The organism is Rhodococcus sp. p52, assembly GCF_000763325.2.
In the GTDB taxonomy this organism is placed as follows: domain Bacteria; phylum Actinomycetota; class Actinomycetes; order Mycobacteriales; family Mycobacteriaceae; genus Rhodococcus; species Rhodococcus pyridinivorans.
The window spans coordinates 4,038,452-4,055,957 of record NZ_CP016819.1 but is presented as its reverse complement, the minus strand read 5'-3'; the positions used below and the strand labels follow the sequence as shown (position 1 = coordinate 4,055,957).

At 69.4% G+C, this 17,506-nt stretch carries 15 protein-coding genes and 1 riboswitch; of the genes, 9 read left to right on the top strand and 6 right to left on the bottom strand.

Going from position 1 to position 17,506, the window contains the following annotated elements:
- Window positions 1-4 precede the first annotated feature (4 nt).
- The 9 genes from IM25_RS18700 to gcvP all read left to right on the top strand — a co-directional run bounded on the left by IM25_RS18700 (window position 5) and on the right by gcvP (window position 8,505).
- Complete coding sequence (locus IM25_RS18700; RefSeq protein WP_033098313.1) at window positions 5-868, top strand: DUF881 domain-containing protein; 864 nt, start codon at window positions 5-7, stop codon at window positions 866-868.
- Window positions 865-1,224: a small basic family protein gene (locus tag IM25_RS18695; RefSeq protein ID WP_006552743.1), complete on the top strand. Its 360-nt coding sequence runs from the start codon at window positions 865-867 to the stop codon at window positions 1,222-1,224. Before IM25_RS18700 ends, IM25_RS18695 begins: the two co-directional genes overlap by 4 nt.
- 2 nt (window positions 1,225-1,226) lie before the next feature.
- Entirely contained in the window at window positions 1,227-1,988 is a 762-nt protein-coding gene (locus IM25_RS18690) for a DUF881 domain-containing protein (RefSeq protein WP_006552744.1), read from the top strand.
- A gap of 42 nt (window positions 1,989-2,030) precedes the next feature.
- On the top strand, window positions 2,031-2,435 hold the full coding sequence (gene gcvH, locus IM25_RS18685; RefSeq protein ID WP_033098312.1) for a glycine cleavage system protein GcvH: 405 nt from the start codon (window positions 2,031-2,033) through the stop codon (window positions 2,433-2,435).
- 155 nt (window positions 2,436-2,590) lie between these two features.
- On the top strand, window positions 2,591-3,052 hold the full coding sequence (garA, locus tag IM25_RS18680; protein ID WP_006552746.1) for a glycogen accumulation regulator GarA: 462 nt from the start codon (window positions 2,591-2,593) through the stop codon (window positions 3,050-3,052).
- A complete protein-coding gene (gene ftsR / locus IM25_RS18675; RefSeq protein WP_006552747.1) occupies window positions 3,052-3,789 on the top strand; it encodes a transcriptional regulator FtsR in 738 nt (245 codons plus the stop codon). The genes garA and ftsR overlap by 1 nt, the downstream gene beginning before the upstream one ends.
- A gap of 148 nt (window positions 3,790-3,937) precedes the next feature.
- Window positions 3,938-4,411 carry a bifunctional nuclease family protein gene (locus IM25_RS18670; protein WP_006552748.1) on the top strand — a complete coding sequence of 158 codons (474 nt, stop codon included), beginning with the start codon at window positions 3,938-3,940 and terminating at the stop codon, window positions 4,409-4,411.
- Between the two features lie 239 nt (window positions 4,412-4,650).
- Window positions 4,651-5,277: a MerR family transcriptional regulator gene (locus IM25_RS18665; RefSeq protein ID WP_006552749.1), complete on the top strand. Its 627-nt coding sequence runs from the start codon at window positions 4,651-4,653 to the stop codon at window positions 5,275-5,277.
- A gap of 117 nt (window positions 5,278-5,394) precedes the next feature.
- A riboswitch (glycine riboswitch) is annotated at window positions 5,395-5,490 on the top strand.
- A gap of 162 nt (window positions 5,491-5,652) precedes the next feature.
- Window positions 5,653-8,505 carry an aminomethyl-transferring glycine dehydrogenase gene (gene gcvP / locus IM25_RS18660; protein ID WP_033098311.1) on the top strand — a complete coding sequence of 951 codons (2,853 nt, stop codon included), beginning with the start codon at window positions 5,653-5,655 and terminating at the stop codon, window positions 8,503-8,505.
- A 136-nt stretch (window positions 8,506-8,641) separates the two neighbouring features.
- On the opposite strand, the gene IM25_RS18655 is transcribed toward gcvP, so the two are convergent.
- The 6 genes from IM25_RS18655 to IM25_RS18630 form a co-directional block, all read right to left on the bottom strand.
- Window positions 8,642-9,799: a metallophosphoesterase gene (locus IM25_RS18655; RefSeq protein WP_024101098.1), complete on the bottom strand. Its 1,158-nt coding sequence runs from the start codon at window positions 9,797-9,799 to the stop codon at window positions 8,642-8,644.
- Between the two features lies 1 nt (window position 9,800).
- The gene (locus tag IM25_RS18650; RefSeq protein WP_183079123.1) at window positions 9,801-11,534 is read right to left on the bottom strand and encodes a substrate-binding domain-containing protein; all 1,734 of its coding nucleotides are present in this window, start codon (window positions 11,532-11,534) and stop codon (window positions 9,801-9,803) included.
- 142 nt (window positions 11,535-11,676) lie between these two features.
- Window positions 11,677-13,860 (bottom strand): malate synthase G, encoded by a 2,184-nt coding sequence (locus IM25_RS18645; protein ID WP_033098309.1) that lies wholly within the window; start codon window positions 13,858-13,860, stop codon window positions 11,677-11,679.
- A 66-nt stretch (window positions 13,861-13,926) separates the two neighbouring features.
- On the bottom strand, window positions 13,927-14,865 hold the full coding sequence (locus IM25_RS18640; protein WP_065996248.1) for a 3-methyladenine DNA glycosylase: 939 nt from the start codon (window positions 14,863-14,865) through the stop codon (window positions 13,927-13,929).
- Window positions 14,862-15,980 carry a hemolysin family protein gene (locus tag IM25_RS18635; protein WP_033098307.1) on the bottom strand — a complete coding sequence of 373 codons (1,119 nt, stop codon included), beginning with the start codon at window positions 15,978-15,980 and terminating at the stop codon, window positions 14,862-14,864. Before IM25_RS18635 ends, IM25_RS18640 begins: the two co-directional genes overlap by 4 nt.
- Window positions 15,977-17,392, bottom strand: a complete 1,416-nt coding sequence (locus IM25_RS18630; RefSeq protein WP_033098306.1) for a hemolysin family protein — start codon at window positions 17,390-17,392, stop codon at window positions 15,977-15,979. Before IM25_RS18630 ends, IM25_RS18635 begins: the two co-directional genes overlap by 4 nt.
- Window positions 17,393-17,506: the final 114 nt, after the last annotated feature.

Here is a 17,506-nt window from a genome sequence, read left to right as displayed (position 1 = left end):
TCCGATGAGCCGCGCATGGGAACGCATCCGGCGCAATCCGGTGCCCTCGCTCCTGAAGTCGCTCCTCGAGGATCATCTCGACCCCGGCTACGCCGCGTCCGCCGCGGACCGGGCGGCAGGGCGCTCGAGCACCTCTCCGCGCGCGTCGCGCGCGTGGCTCGGCGTCGGAGTTCTCCTCGCCGGCCTCGTGATCGGCGTCGCGTACGCGCAGAACGCCGACGTGCAGGCCGGCACCGACAGCACCCGCGCCGAGATCCTCGACTCCCTTCGGGCAGGGGACGAACGCATCGCCGCGCTCACTGCCCAGCGGGACGAACTCGGTGCCGCGGTCGACGAACGACGCACCGCCCTGTTCTCCGACGGAGGCGACGGCGCGACCATCCTCGACCGACTCCGCGACGCCGAGGCCGCAGCCGCGGCAACACCGGTGCGCGGTCCGGGGATCACGGTCACCCTCACCGAACCCACCGCGCGACCGAACCTGTCGGATGCGGCGCGAATCGAGGACCGACCCACCGCGCTCGTCCTCGACCGCGACCTGCAGTCGGTCGTCAACGCGCTGTGGGCGGCCGGTGCGGAGGCCGTAGAGGTCGGGGGCGTGCGGGTGGGTCCCGGGGTGACCATCCGGCAGGCCGGGGGAGCGATGCTCGTCGACAACCGGCCCGTATTCTCCCCGTACACGGTCTCGGCGGTGGGATCTCCCTCCCGACTGCAGACGACCTTCGTCGTCAGCGACGCCTACCTGCGCATCGCGGGGATACAGCAGCTCTACGGGGTGGGATTCACCCTCGCAGAGGAGGACGATCTCGAGTTTCCGGCCGCCACGGTCCGGAAACTCGGCAGCAGTGGAGAAACGGGGTACAGGTGAAGCGACTCGAACACGGTCACGCGCTCTACGCGGTGCTCGCACTGGCGATCGGGATCGGCGCCGGAATCGTGTTCAGCCCACAGGTACCCGATGTCGTGCAGCCCTACCTGCCCATCGCGGTGGTCGCCGCGCTCGACACGGTCTTCGGCGGTCTGCGCGCCTATCTCGACGACATCTTCGACGCGAAGGTGTTCGTGGTGTCCTTCGTCTTCAACGTCCTCGTCGCCGCCCTGATCGTGTGGCTCGGCGACCAGCTCGGCGTGGGCACCCAGTTGTCGACCGCGGTCATCGTCGTCCTCGGCATCCGCATCTTCGGAAACGCTGCAGCCCTACGTCGTCGCCTGTTCGGGGCCTGACCGTGACCGAACCGCAACAACCCCGCCCCGCACCCGACACCGGCGCAACGCCCGAAACCGGCACTGCGCGCGCCACCCGATCGCAACGCGTCTTCCTCGTCCTCGCGGCGATTCTCGTCGTCCTGCTCGGCGCCGGCATCGCCACCCAGGTGCGTACGACCGATACCGGCGACGACCTCGACTCGGCGCGCCCTGCGGACCTGCTCGTGCTGCTCGACAACCTCAATCGCCGCGAAGCCGCTCTCCGCCAGGAGATCACCGAACTCGAGCGCACCCTCTCGAGTCTCGAACAGGAAGGCTCGGAAGCGGCACTCGAGGAAGCCCGCACGCGCCTGTACACGCTGTCGGCGCAACTCGGCACCGAACCCGCCACCGGGCCCGGAGTGGTTCTCACCGTCGACGATCCGCGCGAGGGTGTCGGATCGGAGGTGCTGCTCGACATGATCCAGGAGCTGCGCGCGGCGGGTGCCGACACGATGCAGATCGCCGGGGCGAACGGTGAGACCGTGCGCATCGGGGTCGATTCGTGGGTCACCGGACCGGGCGGCGACATCGTCGTCGACGACCGCCGACTCGATGCTCCGTACACCGTCACCGCCATCGGCGACGGACCGACTCTCGCCGCCGCGCTGAACATTCCCGGCGGAGTGGTCGACACGGTCGCCCGTGCGGGCGGATCATTGTCCGTAGAACAGTCTCCGCAGGTGGAGGTGTCCGCCTTGCGGGAGATCGAGCCACGCCAATACTCTCAGCCCGGTAACTGAATCCGACGTTCCGGTCGAACGTCGTCTCCGAAAGGACCAGTCTTGACCGATTTCGCGACACCCGAGGATCTGCGGTACACCCCCGAGCACGAGTGGGTGCGCAGGACGGGCGCGACGACCGTGCGCATCGGGATCACCGACTACGCACAGTCCCAACTCGGCGACGTGGTCTTCGTGCAGCTGCCCGAGGCGGGCGCCGAGATCGCCGCCGGCGAGTCCTTCGGAGAGGTCGAGTCCACCAAGAGCGTGTCGGACGTGTTCGCGCCGCTGACCGCGAAGGTGACCGCCGTCAACATGGAACTCGACGCGAATCCCGAACTGGTGAACAGCAGCCCGTACGAGGACGGCTGGCTCGTCGACGTGGAGATGGGCAACGAGAACGACCTCGACGAGGCGCTCGCGGAGACGCTCGACGCGGAAGGTTACCGCGGGATCACGGAAGGCTGACGGACCCGACAGGTAACGTGACCGCGACTGTCTGCGTCAGTACCCCCGAGCGGGGTACGGTCGGATATGACGTGTGCCGTGTCGGACCTGAACGGGGCGAACGAATCAGCGACCGTCCGGGATCACCCGGGTGGTCGAACGGATAAGGAGAAACGGTGAGCGAGAACGGCAACGCGGGTTACGAGGAGACTCCTGCAGAGACCACTTCGGTATTTCGCGCCGACTTCCTGAACGAAGTGGAGGGCGCGGGTTCGGCCACCACCGAAGCGCCCGTCTCGGGTGTCGAGGGCCTGCCCGCCGGATCGGCGCTGCTGGTCGTCAAGCGGGGGCCCAATGCAGGATCGCGCTTCCTGCTCGACCAGCCCACCACCTCGGCGGGTCGGCATCCCGACAGCGACATCTTCCTCGACGACGTGACCGTCAGCCGTCGGCACGCCGAGTTCCGCCAGGACGAGGGCGAATTCCAGGTCGTCGACGTGGGAAGCCTCAACGGCACCTACGTCAACCGCGAGCCGGTCGACTCCGCCGTTCTCGCGAACGGCGACGAGGTGCAGATCGGCAAGTTCCGGCTGGTGTTCCTGACCGGTCCGCGAGGTAACCAGGGCGCAGGTAGCTGATGACCGCGGCCCGCCAGCCGGCGCCGGCCGGAATGTCGATCGGGTCGGTGCTCGACCGCCTGCGTCCGGAATTTCCGGACGTGACGATCTCGAAGATCCGGTTCCTCGAGGCCGAGGGACTGATCAGCCCGGAACGCACACCCTCGGGCTACCGCCGCTTCTCGATCGCCGATTGCGAGCGTCTGCGGTACGTGCTCACCGCGCAGCGCGATCAGTACCTTCCGCTCAAGGTGATCAAGGAGCAGCTCGAGGCGATCGACCGCGGCGCCGCCACGGTGGGATCGGTCGAGACCCGGATCACCCGGCCGCGTCCGCTGGCGGTGGCCCGCGGCGAGGTCTCGCCGGAGGATCTGCGCACCGATCGCGAGATCCGGGTGAGCCGCGAGGATCTGTGCACCCGTGCCGGGATCGACGCGGCCTTCCTCACCGAGCTGGTGGGGGCGGGCCTGCTCAAGCCGGGCCCGGCCGGTTTCTTCGACGAGGACGCGGTGCTGCTCGCCCGCACGGCGAAGGCGATGGCGGAGTTCGGCCTCGAGGTTCGGCACCTGCGGGCGTTCAAGCTCGCCGCCGACCGCGAGGCCGCGCTCGTCGCTCAGATCGCCGGCCCGATCGCGAAGGGCCGCGACGCCGGGGCACGGCAGCGCGCCGAGGAGATGGTGCGCGAACTGGCCGCACTGTCGTTGACATTGCACACCTGCCTGGTGAAAGCGGCGGTGCAAGGAGCCCTCGACCGTTAGGCGACGAGTTCGTCGTCGAGTGCGACCACGGCCCTCCGCCAGGTGGTGACCTACGGCACCTGACGGATGCGCTGGAGGACACTAGAATTCCAGGCAGTACCTGTCGGGTGGTCCCACCACCGACGAGCAGCAGGACGGAGGCATCGCGATGAGCGAGATGCGGATAGTAGGGATTCGTATCGAACAGCCGCAGAACCAGCCTGTCCTCCTGCTGCGGGAGGTCGACGGCGATCGGTATCTGCCGATCTGGATCGGGCAGAACGAAGCGACCGCCATCGCCCTCGAACAGCAGGGGGTCGAACCGGCACGGCCGCTGACCCACGACCTGATCAAGAACCTCCTCGAGGCGTTCGGTCGCAACCTCCGCGAGGTGCGCATCGTCGACCTGCGCGAAGGGACGTTCTACGCGGATCTGGTCTTCGACGGAGGGATGCGTGTTTCCTGCCGGCCCTCCGACGGGGTCGCGGTGGCCTTGCGCATCGGCGCGCCGGTCCACGTCGAGGAACCGGTGCTCACCGAGGCAGGACTGGTCATGCCCGACGAACGGGAGGACGAGGTCGAGAAGTTCAAGGAGTTCCTCGACTCCGTCTCGCCCGACGATTTCAAGGCGACGGACGGCTGAGCGCCGTCCGTCGCACGGCGACGAGCGTTGGCGCGCGCGTCGGCCGTGACGGTAGTAATGTCGAACGTTGCCTTCCGGTCGGCGTGTCGCAGCCCGACGCCCAACACCGGAGCGTACGCTGAGTTGATCCGCCAGGGATGACTCGGTGAGCCTGGGAGGGCTCGATGATCGGATGTGGTCGGGGGATCCACCAATCGATCGTTGCGAGGCAGAACTGGGCGCGCGAGAGGGAGTCAGTAGTGCGAGATCGGACGAAGGGACAGCCACTCGGCGTCGATTCCGGCGATCGCTCGAATCCGGCGCCGCGGACGAACGAGACCGACGAGATCCAACCGGGCCTGTTTCCGGACAACTCGGCGCCCGACGAGCTCGTCGGCTACCGCGTGCCCATCGCCTGCCAGATCGCAGGAATCAGCTACCGCCAGCTCGACTACTGGGCCCGCACGAATCTGGTCGTACCGTCCATCCGCGGGGCTGCCGGTTCCGGTAGCCAACGGCTGTACTCGTTCAAGGACATCCTCGTCCTCAAGATCGTCAAGCGCCTGCTCGACACCGGCGTCTCGCTGCAGAACATCCGCGTCGCCGTCGACCATCTCCGCAGCCGTGGGGTGGGCGACCTCGCGAAGATCACTCTTTTCTCCGACGGCACCACCGTCTACGAATGTACGTCGCCCGAAGAGGTCGTCGACCTGCTGCAGGGCGGGCAGGGCGTCTTCGGGATCGCGGTGAGCGGCGCGATGCGCGAGCTCACCGGCAGCATCGCCGATTTCCCCGCCGAACGCGCCGACGGCGGCGGCGTCGAGGAACGCCCCGAGGACGAACTGGCGTCGCGTCGCCGCGAACGCATCAACCGCCGCATCGGCTGACCACACCACTGATGTCGCATCGGCCGACCACATGACCGCTCCACTCCACCGCCGGCGGCACTTTCCGCACCTGCGGTATTTCGACCCCCGCGACGTGAACTAGACTCGAAGACGCGTCGCCATCACGCGGGAGAGACCCGGACACCGAGCCGGGCGCCGAAGGAGCAGCACCTCCCCGTCAATCTCTCAGGCAACCGGGACCGCGTGAGCTCCGACGTCTCTGGAAAGTGGCGGGAGCACCCGCCCGCCCACGGGGAAAGGCTCTGGCCGGCCGAATCTCTCAGGCGCTCGCTCCGCGAGCTCACGACAGAGGGGGAGGAACCACCTCGCGCGACCGCGCGCATGTGGACCTCGCCGACCAGCCCGGGAGCTGCGATGACAGATGCCGTCACCTCGAACTTCGCCGATCGCCACATCGGCCCCGACACCGCCGGCCTGAACCGGATCCTCGACGTCGTGGGAGTCGATTCCCTCGACGCCCTCGCCACCGCCGCGGTGCCGGCCGCCATCCTCGACGACCGTGCAGACAACGTGCCGACCGGCCTCGACGTCCTCGACGCGCCCCGCTCCGAGCACGACGTACTCGCCGAACTGAAGGCACTCGCGTCGCAGAACACCGTGGCGACGTCGATGATCGGCCACGGCTACTACGACACGCTCACGCCGCCCGTGCTGCTGCGCAACATCATCGAGAACCCCGCCTGGTACACGGCCTACACCCCCTACCAGCCGGAGATCAGCCAGGGACGCCTCGAGGCGCTGCTGAACTTCCAGACCATGGTCGCCGACCTGACCGGCATGGAGATCGCGAACTCGTCGATGCTCGACGAGGCCACCGCCGCTGCCGAGGCCATGACCCTGCTGCGCCGCGCAAACCGCAAGTCCAAGAGCCCGCGCCTGGTCGTCGACGTCGACCTGTTCGCGCAGACCGCCGCGGTGCTGGCGACCCGCGCCGAACCGCTCGGTATCGAGATCGTCACCGTCGACCTCGCTGCCGACGGACTTCCCGAGGGCGAGTTCTTCGGCGTGATCCTCCAGGTGCCCGGCGCTTCGGGCCGCATCATCGACGCCGCTCCGATCATCGCGGCAGCCCACGGCCGCGGCGCGCTCGTCGCCATCGGCGCCGACCTGCTGGCCATGACCTTGATCACCCCGCCCGGGGAGCAGGGTGCCGACGCGTGCTTCGGCACCACCCAGCGGTTCGGTGTGCCGATGGGCTTCGGCGGGCCGCACGCCGGCTACCTCGCCGTCGGTAGCGCCCACACCCGCACCCTGCCCGGACGCCTCGTCGGTGTCTCGGTGGACGCGGACGGCAACCCGGCCTACCGCCTCGCGTTGCAGACCCGTGAGCAGCACATCCGCCGTGAGAAGGCCACCAGCAACATCTGCACCGCCCAGGTGCTCCTCGCCGTGCTCGCGGCCATGTACGCCTCGTACCACGGCGCCGAAGGCCTCACCGGCATCGCCCGCCGCGTCGCCGGGCACGCCCGCCGCCTCGCCGACGGTCTGCGCGCCGGTGGCGTCGAGGTTGTCCACGATGAGTTCTTCGACACCGTCCTCGTGCGCGTCCCGGGGCGTGTCGACGCCGTGCTCGCCGCCGCCCTCGAGGCCGGCATCAACCTGCACCGGGTCGACGACGATCACGTGTCGATCTCGTGCGACGAGGCCACCACCGCGGCGCACGTCGACGCGGTCCTGCGCGCCTTCGGCGTCACCGCCGGGGACGCCGCCGAGGGAACGGCGCTGCCGCAGGCCCTTGCCCGCACCAGCGAGTTCCTGCAGCATGCGGCGTTCACCCGCTACCGCACCGAGACCGCGATGATGCGTTACCTGCGGCGCCTGTCCGACAAGGACCTCGCCCTCGACCGGACGATGATCCCGCTGGGCTCGTGCACGATGAAGCTCAACGCCGCCGCCGAGATGGAAGCCATCACCTGGCCCGAGTTCGCGGGTCTGCACCCCTTCGCTCCGGCGGATCAGACGGCGGGGATCCGCCGCCTCATCGCCGACCTCGAAGGCTGGCTCGCCGCGGTGACGGGGTACGACGCCGTGAGCCTGCAGCCCAACGCCGGCAGCCAGGGCGAGTACGCGGGTCTGCTCGCGATCCGTCACTACCACCTCGATCGCGGCGACACCGATCGGGACATCTGCCTGATCCCGTCGAGCGCGCACGGCACCAATGCCGCATCCGCCGTGATGGCGGGCATGCGTGTCGAGGTCGTCGCGTGCCGCCCGAACGGGGATGTCGATCTCGACGACCTGCGCGCCAAGATCGCCGACCACGGTGCGCGCCTGGCCGCGATCATGATCACCTATCCGTCCACGCACGGTGTGTACGAGCACGACATCGCCGACATCTGCGGTGCCGTGCACGACGCCGGCGGTCAGGTGTACATCGACGGTGCCAACCTCAACGCTCTCGTGGGTCTGGCGCGGCCGGGCAAGTTCGGGGGCGATGTGAGCCACCTGAACCTGCACAAGACGTTCTGCATCCCGCACGGTGGCGGCGGTCCGGGTGTCGGCCCGATCGGCGTCCGTTCGCATCTGGCCCCGTACCTGCCGGGCCATCCGGCGGAGCCGGGACTCGGGGGAGCGGGACCGGTCTCGGCGGCGCCCTACGGATCGGCGTCGATCCTGCCGATCACCTGGGCGTACATCAAGATGATGGGTGCCGAGGGGCTGCGTCGCGCGTCGCTGACGGCGATCGCGTCGGCCAACTACATCGCGCGTCGTCTCGACGAGTACTTCCCGGTGCTGTACACGGGGGAGACCGGCATGGTCGCCCACGAGTGCATCCTCGATCTGCGTCCGCTGACGAAGGCGACGGGGGTGACGGTCGACGACGTCGCGAAGCGTCTGGCCGACTACGGCTTCCACGCGCCGACGATGAGCTTCCCGGTGGCCGGCACCCTCATGGTCGAGCCCACCGAGAGCGAGGACATCGCCGAACTCGACGCGTTCATCGACGCGATGATCTCGATCCGCGGTGAGATCGACCGGGTCGGGGCAGGGGAGTGGCCGGTGGACGACAATCCGCTGCGCGGCGCTCCGCACACCGCGGAATGCCTGGTGGGCGAGTGGAACCACCCGTATTCGCGGGAGATCGCGGTGTTCCCGATGGGGAAGAGCCGAGCCAAGGTTTGGCCGGCGGTGCGGCGTATCGACGGCGCACACGGCGACCGGAACCTGGTGTGCGCGTGCCCGCCCCTGGAGGCGTACAGCGGCTGATGCCGGGGATGGCCGACGGACACGTCCGTCGGCCATCGTCATCGATAGGATAAATCCGAACGATACGGAAATCATAGAAAACCAGAATTGTCTCCCTGCCTACAACGAAACTCACCGAACCACTAAGACAAGGCCGTCAGTTCGCGGCGGTCAGCTCGAGGACGGAGATCTCCGGTGGAGTGCCGACCCGCACGGGCGGTCCCCACGCGCCGGTGCCCTGGGACGTGTAGATCTGCGTGTCGCCGAAGCGGTCGAGTCCGGTGACGGTCGGGTTGGCCAGGGAGACGAACGGCCGCAGCGGCCACATCTGTCCGCCGTGGGTGTGCCCGGACAGTTGCAGGTCGACTCCGAGCTCGCGTGCCTCGTCGACGTGCCGCGGCTGGTGGGCGGCGAGGATCACCGGGGTACCGTCCGCGATGCCGGCGAGGGCGGCGGGCATGTCGGGGTGGTGCGGTTCGGGGGCGGTGTAGTCGTGGACGCCGGCGAGCGCGACGACGTCGCCGTCCCGCTCGAGGACGACATGGTCGTTCCGCAGGGTGCGTACACCGAGCGTCTCCCAGTGGTTCAGCCACGATTCGGCGTCGTCGGAGTAGTACTCGTGGTTGCCGCTGACGCCGTACACCCCGAGCGGGGCCTGCAGTTGCCGGAGCGGTTCGAGATCGGAGCCGACGAGTTCGACGGTGCCGTCGGCGAGGTCGCCGCCGAGCACGATCAGGTCGGGTTGCTCCTCGGCGACGAGGTCGACGACACCTTGCACGAAGTCGGCTCCGCGGGAGGGTCCGACGTGCAGGTCGGTGACGAGCGCGATGCGGGCACCGTCGAAGCCGGCAGGCAGGTCCTGCAGGGCGACGGGCACAGTGACGATCTGCGGCCGGTCGGCCTCGATCGTGCCGTATCCGACGGCGGCGACCGCGGCCACGACGAGCACGGCGGTCGCGATACGCAGCCCCCGTCGCGGGGTCTCGACGGTGCCGTCCTCGGTGATCGGCCGGGGTTGCCCGCGTCGGGCGAGGCGGGCGACGAACAACGCGACTCCGATGAGCAGGAGCCCGAGCATCAGGTACAGCACCACCGCCAACCAACTCCAGCCGAGGAACCCGATGGGGCGGGCCCAGGCAGGATCGAGCACCGTGCCCACCCCGGAGGCGCCGAGCGTGAGCACGAACAGGACGACGAGGACGAGATCGGCGGCGAGTGCGGCAGGTCGCGGCAGGCCGGGTGCCCGGACGAGTCGTCGATGCAGCAGGTAGGTGAGGAGGGCAAGGAAGACCCCCACGACGAGAAGTCGGAGCACGTCAGGACGTCAGCTTTCGGAGGAGGTCGGTGAGATCGGCGGGGTCGGTGGTGTCGACGACGGTGAGGCTGCCGTCGGTGGCTTCGGCGGCCTGTTCGAGGACGAGGTCGGCGCGGTCGCCGAGGACGACGACGTCGATCCGCACGGGGGTCTCGGGGGACGAGAGTTCATCGATCGCGGCGCGCAGGTCGCGGGCGGCTGCTTCGTCGGGGTCGTCGCTGTCGACGACGACGAGTACGGAGTTCGGTCGGCCCGGGTCGTAGTTGTCGACGGCGTCGCGGTAGGCGGCGGTGAGAGTGGCGTAGACGGGTTCGCGGTCGACGAGATCGATGTCGTCGAGGATCGAGGACATCGCCGCGCGCTTGGCTGCGGTGAGCCCGTCGCGGATGACGGCGACGCGGTGTCCCTCGGGGGTGTCGGCGAAGACGTACATGCCCATCACCGAGTTGATGGACGCGCGACGCATGGCCTCGCGTACGGCGCCTGCGGTCGCGGTGAGGCGGGTGCCGTCGCCGGCGGGGGTGCCCATGGAGGTGGAGGTGTCGACGACCATCGTGACCTTGCGCGGGGACACCGGGGCGAGACGCAGTGCGACGAGGACGTCGTCGACGGTGGGGTCGGCGGGGGCGAGGACGGTGTCGACGCGGGGCAGCGGAAGTTCCCCGGCGGGTTCGGGGACGGCGTCGGCGGTGCGGAAACCGTGGGCGGTGAGGATGCCGGCCTGCTCGGGGCGCCGCGCGTAGTCGGTGAACTCCGCGGCGGCGCGGGCGAGCGTCTCGTCGACCCAGGGGGCGTCGACGACGGCCGTGGGGAAGTCGACGACGGGCGCGACGCCGATCGGCAGGTGGCCGGTGAGGCCGCGGACCTGTCCATCTGTGAGGGCGCGGTGCAGTTGCTGTTCGATGACCGGCACGGCGTGGATCGGGGCCGCGGTGTCGGGGTGGGTGCCGAGCGCCGCGAGGGTGTCGGCGGTGGTACCGACCGCGCCGAGGGTGTCGGCGCCGAGGGCGAGGGTGCTCACGGCGGTGATGGCGGCGGGGGTGGCGGCCTGTTCGAGGGTGACCGGTCCGGCGCCGATGCCGGTGGTGGCGGCGGTGACGGCTTCGAGGGCGAGGGTGGTGGCGTGGGTCTGGGTGCCGGTGGGCAGGGCGAGGCCGAGGGTGCCCCAGATGTCGAGTCCGCTCTCGCGCATGGCGGCGGGGTCGTTCTGGAGTCGGGGCAGGTCCTGCCAGCGGACGGTGGCGGTGGTGAGGGCGCGGCCGAGGTCGGTGGGGACGGCGAGCACGACCGGGGAGGTGGCGAGGGATCGGGGGGTGCCGTCGATGGCGTCGGCGGCGCGGGCGCTCATACGGGTGTCGAGGGGTACCCACAGGGCGGGTTCGGGGCCGAGCGTCGGATCCCAGGCGTCGGTGCCGAGGGTGTCGGCGGCGGCGAGGCTGTCGACGGCGGTGATCTCGGCGGTGACGCAGTGGTCGCGGATGACGCGGACGCCGCCGTCGGTCCATTGTTCGGCGAGTTCGGTGAGGGCGGGGGCGATGAGGGGGTCGGCGGCGATGTGCAGGACGGTGTCGCCTTCGACGCAGGTTTCGGCGGCGGCGGTGGCCTGGTTGTCGATGTTGTCGCGGAGGCGGAACCAGCCGAGGACGGCGAGCAGGGAGAGTACTACGCCTAGGGTGACCACGATGACGCTGGTGCTGATTCCTCGTCGTCCGCTACCGCGATGTCGCCCGCTCACGTCGTGTCCGCCTCGTTTCGTTCGTCGATCCGATGGTCGAGTCTAGTGAGGGGCGGGATGTGATCCGGCTCCGCCGCGCGGTGCGGGGACGGGCAGGGCCCCGATCCGTGTGGATCGGGGCCCTGTGGTGTCGGTGTGCGGGTCAGGCGTACTTGGCCTTGTACTCGCGGCGACGGCGGTGCAGGATCGGCTCGGTGTAGCCGCTGGGCTGCGTGGTGCCTTCGAGGATGAGTTCCTTGGCGGCCTGGAAGGCGATGCTGTCGTCGAAGTTCGGGGCGAGCGGCCGGTAGCCGGGGTCGCCTTCGTTCTGCCGGTCGACGACGGGGGCCATGCGCTCGAGGGAGGCGACGACGTCGTCGGCGGTGACGACGTCGTGGCGGATCCAGTTGGCGAGGAGCTGGCTGGAGATGCGCAGGGTGGCGCGGTCCTCCATGAGCGCGACGTCGTGGATGTCGGGGACCTTGGAGCAGCCGACGCCCTGGTCGATCCAGCGCACGACGTAGCCGAGGATGGACTGGCAGTTGTTGTCGAGTTCTTCGCGCTTCTCCTCGGCGGACCAGTTGGGGTTCTCGGCGAGGGGAATGGTGAGGATGTCGTCCACGGTGGCGCGGCTCTTGCCCTGGAGCTCGTTCTGGACCGCGAAGACGTCGACCTCGTGGTAGTGGGTGGCGTGCAGGGTGGCTCCGGTGGGTGAGGGTACCCAGGCGGTGTTGGCGCCGGCCTTGGGCTGGCCGATCTTCTGCTCGACCATGTCGCGCATGAGGTCGGTCATGGCCCACATGCCCTTGCCGATCTGGGCCTTGCCCTGCAGGCCGCAGGCGAGGCCGGTGTCGACGTTCCAGTCCTCGTAGGCGGCGATCCAGCGCTGCTGCTTCATGGCGGCCTTGCGGACGACGGGTCCGGCCTCCATGGAGGTGTGGATCTCGTCGCCGGTGCGGTCGAGGAAGCCGGTGTTGATGAACACCACGCGGTCGGAGGCGGCCTTGATGCAGGCGGCGAGATTGACGGTGGTGCGTCGCTCCTCGTCCATGATGCCGACCTTGAGGGTGTTGGTGGGCAGGGAGAGGACCTCTTCGACGCGGCCGAACAGTTCGGTGGTGAAGGCGGATTCCTCGGGGCCGTGCTGCTTGGGCTTGACGATGTAGATCGAGCCGGTGCGGCTGTTGGCGAGCGGGCCGTGGTCCTCGTCGATGTGCAGGCCGTGGATGGCGCACAGGCTGGTGATGAGCGCGTCGAGGATGCCTTCGGGGATCTCGTTGCCGTCGCGGTCGAGGATGGCGGGGTTGGTCATGAGGTGCCCGACGTTGCGGACGAACAGCAGGGAGCGGCCGTGCAGTTCGAGGTCGCTGCCGTCGAGGGCGGTGTAGACGCGGTTCGGGTTCAGCTTACGGGTGAGGGTCTTGCCGCCCTTGTCGAAGGACTCGGACAGGTCGCCGCGGTTGAGGCCGAGCCAGTTGCGGTAGCCGACGACCTTGTCGTCGGCGTCGACGGCGGCGACGGAGTCCTCGAAGTCCATGATGGTGGTGACGGCGGATTCGAGGACGACGTCCTTGACGCCGGCGGCGTCGGTGCTGCCGATGGGGGATTCGGGGTCGATCTGGATCTCGATGTGCAGACCGTGGTTGCGCAGCAGCACCGAGGAGGGGGTGGCCTTGTCGCCGAGGTAGCCGACGAGCTTGTCGGGCTGGGCGAGTCCGGTGACGGTGCCGCCCTCGAGGGTGACTTTCAGTTCGGTGCCGTCGATGCTGTAGCCGGTGGAGTCGGCGTGCGAGCCTTGCGCGAGGGGTGCGGCCTTGTCGAGGAAGTCGCGGGCCCAGGCGATGACCTTGTCGCCGCGGACCTTGTTGTAGCCGGTGCCCTTCTCGGCGCCGCCCTCTTCGGGGATGACGTCGGTGCCGTAGAGCGCGTCGTAGAGCGATCCCCACCGCGCGTTGGAAGCGTTGAGCGCGAAGCGGGCGTTGAGGACGGGCACGACGAGCTGCGGACCGGCGGTCTCGGCGATCTCGGTGTCCACGTTCTCGGTGCCGATGGTGAACGGTTCGGGGGTGGGGACGAGGTAGCCGATCTCTTCGAGGAAGGCCTTGTAGGCGACGGGGTCGTGGGGCTGTCCGGCGCGGTCGCGGTGCCAGCCGTCGATCTTGGCCTGGAGGTCGTCACGCTTGGCGAGCAGTGCCCGGTTCTTGGGGGCGAGGTCGTGGACGATCTTGTCGGTACCCGCCCAGAAGGTGTCCGCGTCGACCCCGCTGCCGGGGATGGCCTCGTTGTTGATGAAGTCGTAGAGAACCTGCGCGATCTGGAGTCCGCCGACCTGCACGCGTTCTGTCATCACCCTCACTCTTTCCGGTTGCTGTGCGGCCGGAAACGTCCCGGCCACACGGAATCGTCGATTATGTTACCCGCCGGTAGTAACGGACGCAGTGGTTCTGTGCGTCTGCAGGACGGTACATCGATTCACCAGCTCTTCTCTCAGAGCTGCGGCGCGACGGGTGAGCGCCGACTGCTCGCGGACGTACTGTGCGCGTCCTGCGGCAGTCTCGATCCTGATGGGCGAGTAGCCGTAGTCCTCGAGATCATACGGGCTCGCCCGCATGTCCAATTCACGGGCTGCGGACGCGTGTCGCAGGCACCGCACCGTCAGCTCCGAATCCGTCAGGGGCAGCAGCTTGTACGCCCACTTGTACAGATCCATGCCGGCGTGCAGACAGCCGGGTTGCTCGGTGCGTACCTGCTGGTCGCGGGTCAGTTCGGTGGCGTTGCGTGGGACGGCGTCGGGGGTGAAGAACCGGAACGCATCGTAATGGGTACATCGGAGCTGCATTGATTCCACCACTGTGTCGGTTCCGGTAGGGCCGAGCCGCAACGGCACCGACGAGTGCCGCACCCCGTCGGCTCCCGCCCGGTACACCATCGCCCATTCGTTCAATCCGAAGCAGCCGAGCTGCGGCGGCCGGGAGGCCGTCGCGGTGAGCAGCCCCGCGACGAAGTCGACGGTGTCGGCGCGCCGGTCGAGCACCTCCCGGCCCACCCGCACCCCCGGCTGCCCGTCGACGGTGACCCGCTCGTAGCCCGGATGGTCGCGGTAGCCGCGCACCGCGGCCGCGCCGAGCAGCACGGTGCCGTAACCGGGATGCCAGCGCCGCAGCTGGCTCGGCCGCAGGTTGTAGTAGGTGAACAGGAAGTCGTGCACGGGATGGGTGCGGCCGGCGGCGCGTCGTTCGAGATGCCCGGCGAGCAGCTCGTCCACGGCGGCGTGATGGGCGTCGCGCCGCGCGGTCCACTCGTTCTCGGTGAGGATCGCCGGGCGGTCGGTCACGGACAGGGAGCGGGTCATGGTTCTCGTTCGGTCGATCGGGGTGCGGTGGTGCGGGGGCGGTTGCCCAGCGGATCCGCGACCCGGTGGGTGGCGTCGCGGACCGTTCCGACGAACTCTTCCACGAGGTCCTCGAGCGCGACGATGCCCCGCAGCGTTCCGGTGGTGTCGGTCACCCCGGCCAGATGCGCGTTGTTGCGGCGCAGCGCGGCCAGCGCCTCGTCGAGACCGTCACCGATCCCGATGGTCGGCAGCTTCCGGATCACCGCGGTAGGGATGACGGTCTCGGGACCGGTGGACTGTTCCCGCACCAGATCGAGCACGTCCTTGATGTGCACATAGCCGGTGATCGTGCCGTCGGGTCGGCGCGTGGGATACCGGGAGAAGCCGGTGGTGGTGACCGCGTGCTCGACGTCGCCGAGGGTCGGGCCCGCGCCGGTGTGCGGGACGGTGCGCACCCGGGCGAGCGGGATCATCACGTCGGCGACGGTGCGGTCGCCGGTGGCCAGAGCACGGGTGAGGCGCTTGTGTTCCTCCGCGTCGAGCAGCCCCTCGGAGCGGGATTCACCGATCATCTCGGTGAGCTCCACGGCGGAGACGGAGGTGTCGAGTTCGTCCTTCGGGTCGATGTGCGCCGCGCGCAGGGTGGCGTTGGCGCACAGGTTGTAGAAGGCGATGACCGGCCGGGCGGGTCGCATGAACAGCAGGTGGATCGGCACGAGCAGCATCGCGGCGCGTTCCGGGCCGGCGATGGCGATGTTCTTCGGCACCATCTCGCCGAGCAGGATGTGCAGTACCACCACGATCGTGAGCCCGATGGTGAACGCGATGGGGTGCAGCAGCGCGTCGGGCACCCCGGCCGCATGCAGCGGTACCTCGATCAGGTGCGCGATGGCCGGTTCGGCGACGCGGCCGAGCAGGATCGAGCAGATCGTGATGCCGAGCTGGGAGCCGGCGAGCATGAGCGAGAGGTGTTCGCCGGCGTGGATGACGGTGCGGGCGCGGGTCTTGCCCTGGGCGAGCAGTGTCTCGAGCCGGTCGCGTCGGACGGTGATGAGGGAGAACTCGGCGCCGACGAAGAAGGCGTTGCCGGCGAGCAGCAGAACGGCGAGGACGATCGCGAACCAGTCGCTCATCGACGCTCACCACCCTCGTCGGCAGCGGGGGCGTCGTCGCTGTCGTCCCTGTCCCCATCGCTGTCGCCGTCGGGGTTCTCGGGGTCGGGGGCGGCGCCGGGGACGAGCAGCACCCGGTCGATGCGGTGCCCGTCCATCTCGAGGATGCGCGCGTACCAGGTGAGGTCGCGTTCGCCGCGGCGCAGCGGCAGCTGGATCTCGTCGTCGACCTCGGGGATGCGGCCGAGTTCGGTGAGGATCAGCCCGGCGAGGGTCTCGTAGTCGCCGTCGGGGGCGCGGTAGCCGGTGAGCTGGGCGAGCTCGTCGGTGCGCAGCAGACCCGTGCACGACCAGCCCTCTCCGTCGCGGTGGGCGTCGAGTTCGGTCTCGTCGTGTTCGTCGCGGACGTCGCCGACGATCTCCTCGACGAGGTCCTCCATGGTGATCAGTCCGGCGGTGCCGCCGTATTCGTCGACGACGAGCGCGACCTGCATGCCGTCCGAGCGCACCCGTTCCATGACGGTGTCGCCGTCGAGGCTGGTCGGCACGGTGGGCACGAGGCGGGCGAGGGCGCCGACGGCGGTGGTGCCGCGCGCCGGGCCGGGCACGGTGAACGCGTGCTTGACATGCACGACGCCGAGCGGGGCGTCGAGGTCGCCGTCGACGATCGGGAAGCGGGAGTAGCCGGTGCGGGCGGACAGTTCGATGAGGTCGAGGACGGTGGCGTTGCGGTCGAGGCTCTCGACGGTGCTGCGCGGGGTCATGAGGTCCTCGGCGGTGCGGTCCCCGAACTGCAGGGATCGGTAGACCAGGCGGGCGGTGTGCTCGTCGAGGGTGCCGCTGCGGGCCGAGGCGCGCACCAGCGAACCGAGCTCCTGCGGGGAACGCGCTGAGCGCAGTTCCTCGGCCGGTTCGATGCCGAAGCGCCGCACGATGTGGTTGGCGGCGCCGTTGAGTCCGAGGATCGCCCAGCGGAACAGCAGGGAGAACGCCAGTTGGAGACCGGCGGTGGCGCGGGCGGTGCCCATGGGCCGAGCGATGGCGATGTTCTTGGGGACCAGTTCGCCGAAGACCATGGAGAAGGACGTGGCGATGAGCAGCGCGAGGATCAGCGAGGCGGTCGAGGCGACGGAGGTGCTCAATCCGATCGCGTCGAACAGCGGGGTGAAGAACTGCGCGAGGATCGGTTCGGCGAGATAGCCGGTGATCAGTGTGGTGATGGTGATGCCGAGCTGGGCGCCGGACAGCTGGAACGACAGGGTGCGGTGCGCGTGCTGGACCTGCCGGGCGCGCCGGTCGCCGTCGTGGGCGTGCGCGTCGACGGCGCTGCGTTCGAGGGCGGTCAGGGAGAACTCGGCGGCGACGAACAGGGCGGTGCCTGCGGTGAGCGCCACGAAGCCGAGGAGCGCGACGATATCGAGCAGGACGGACATCAGAGGCGGTCCTGCCGGGCGGGGTGGTGGCCGGGGTGGTGCCCCGGCCCGATAGAGGATCCTTCCGGCCCGGAGTCGCACTCCGTGCAGGGGGAGGAGGTGTCGGGCGGTGGG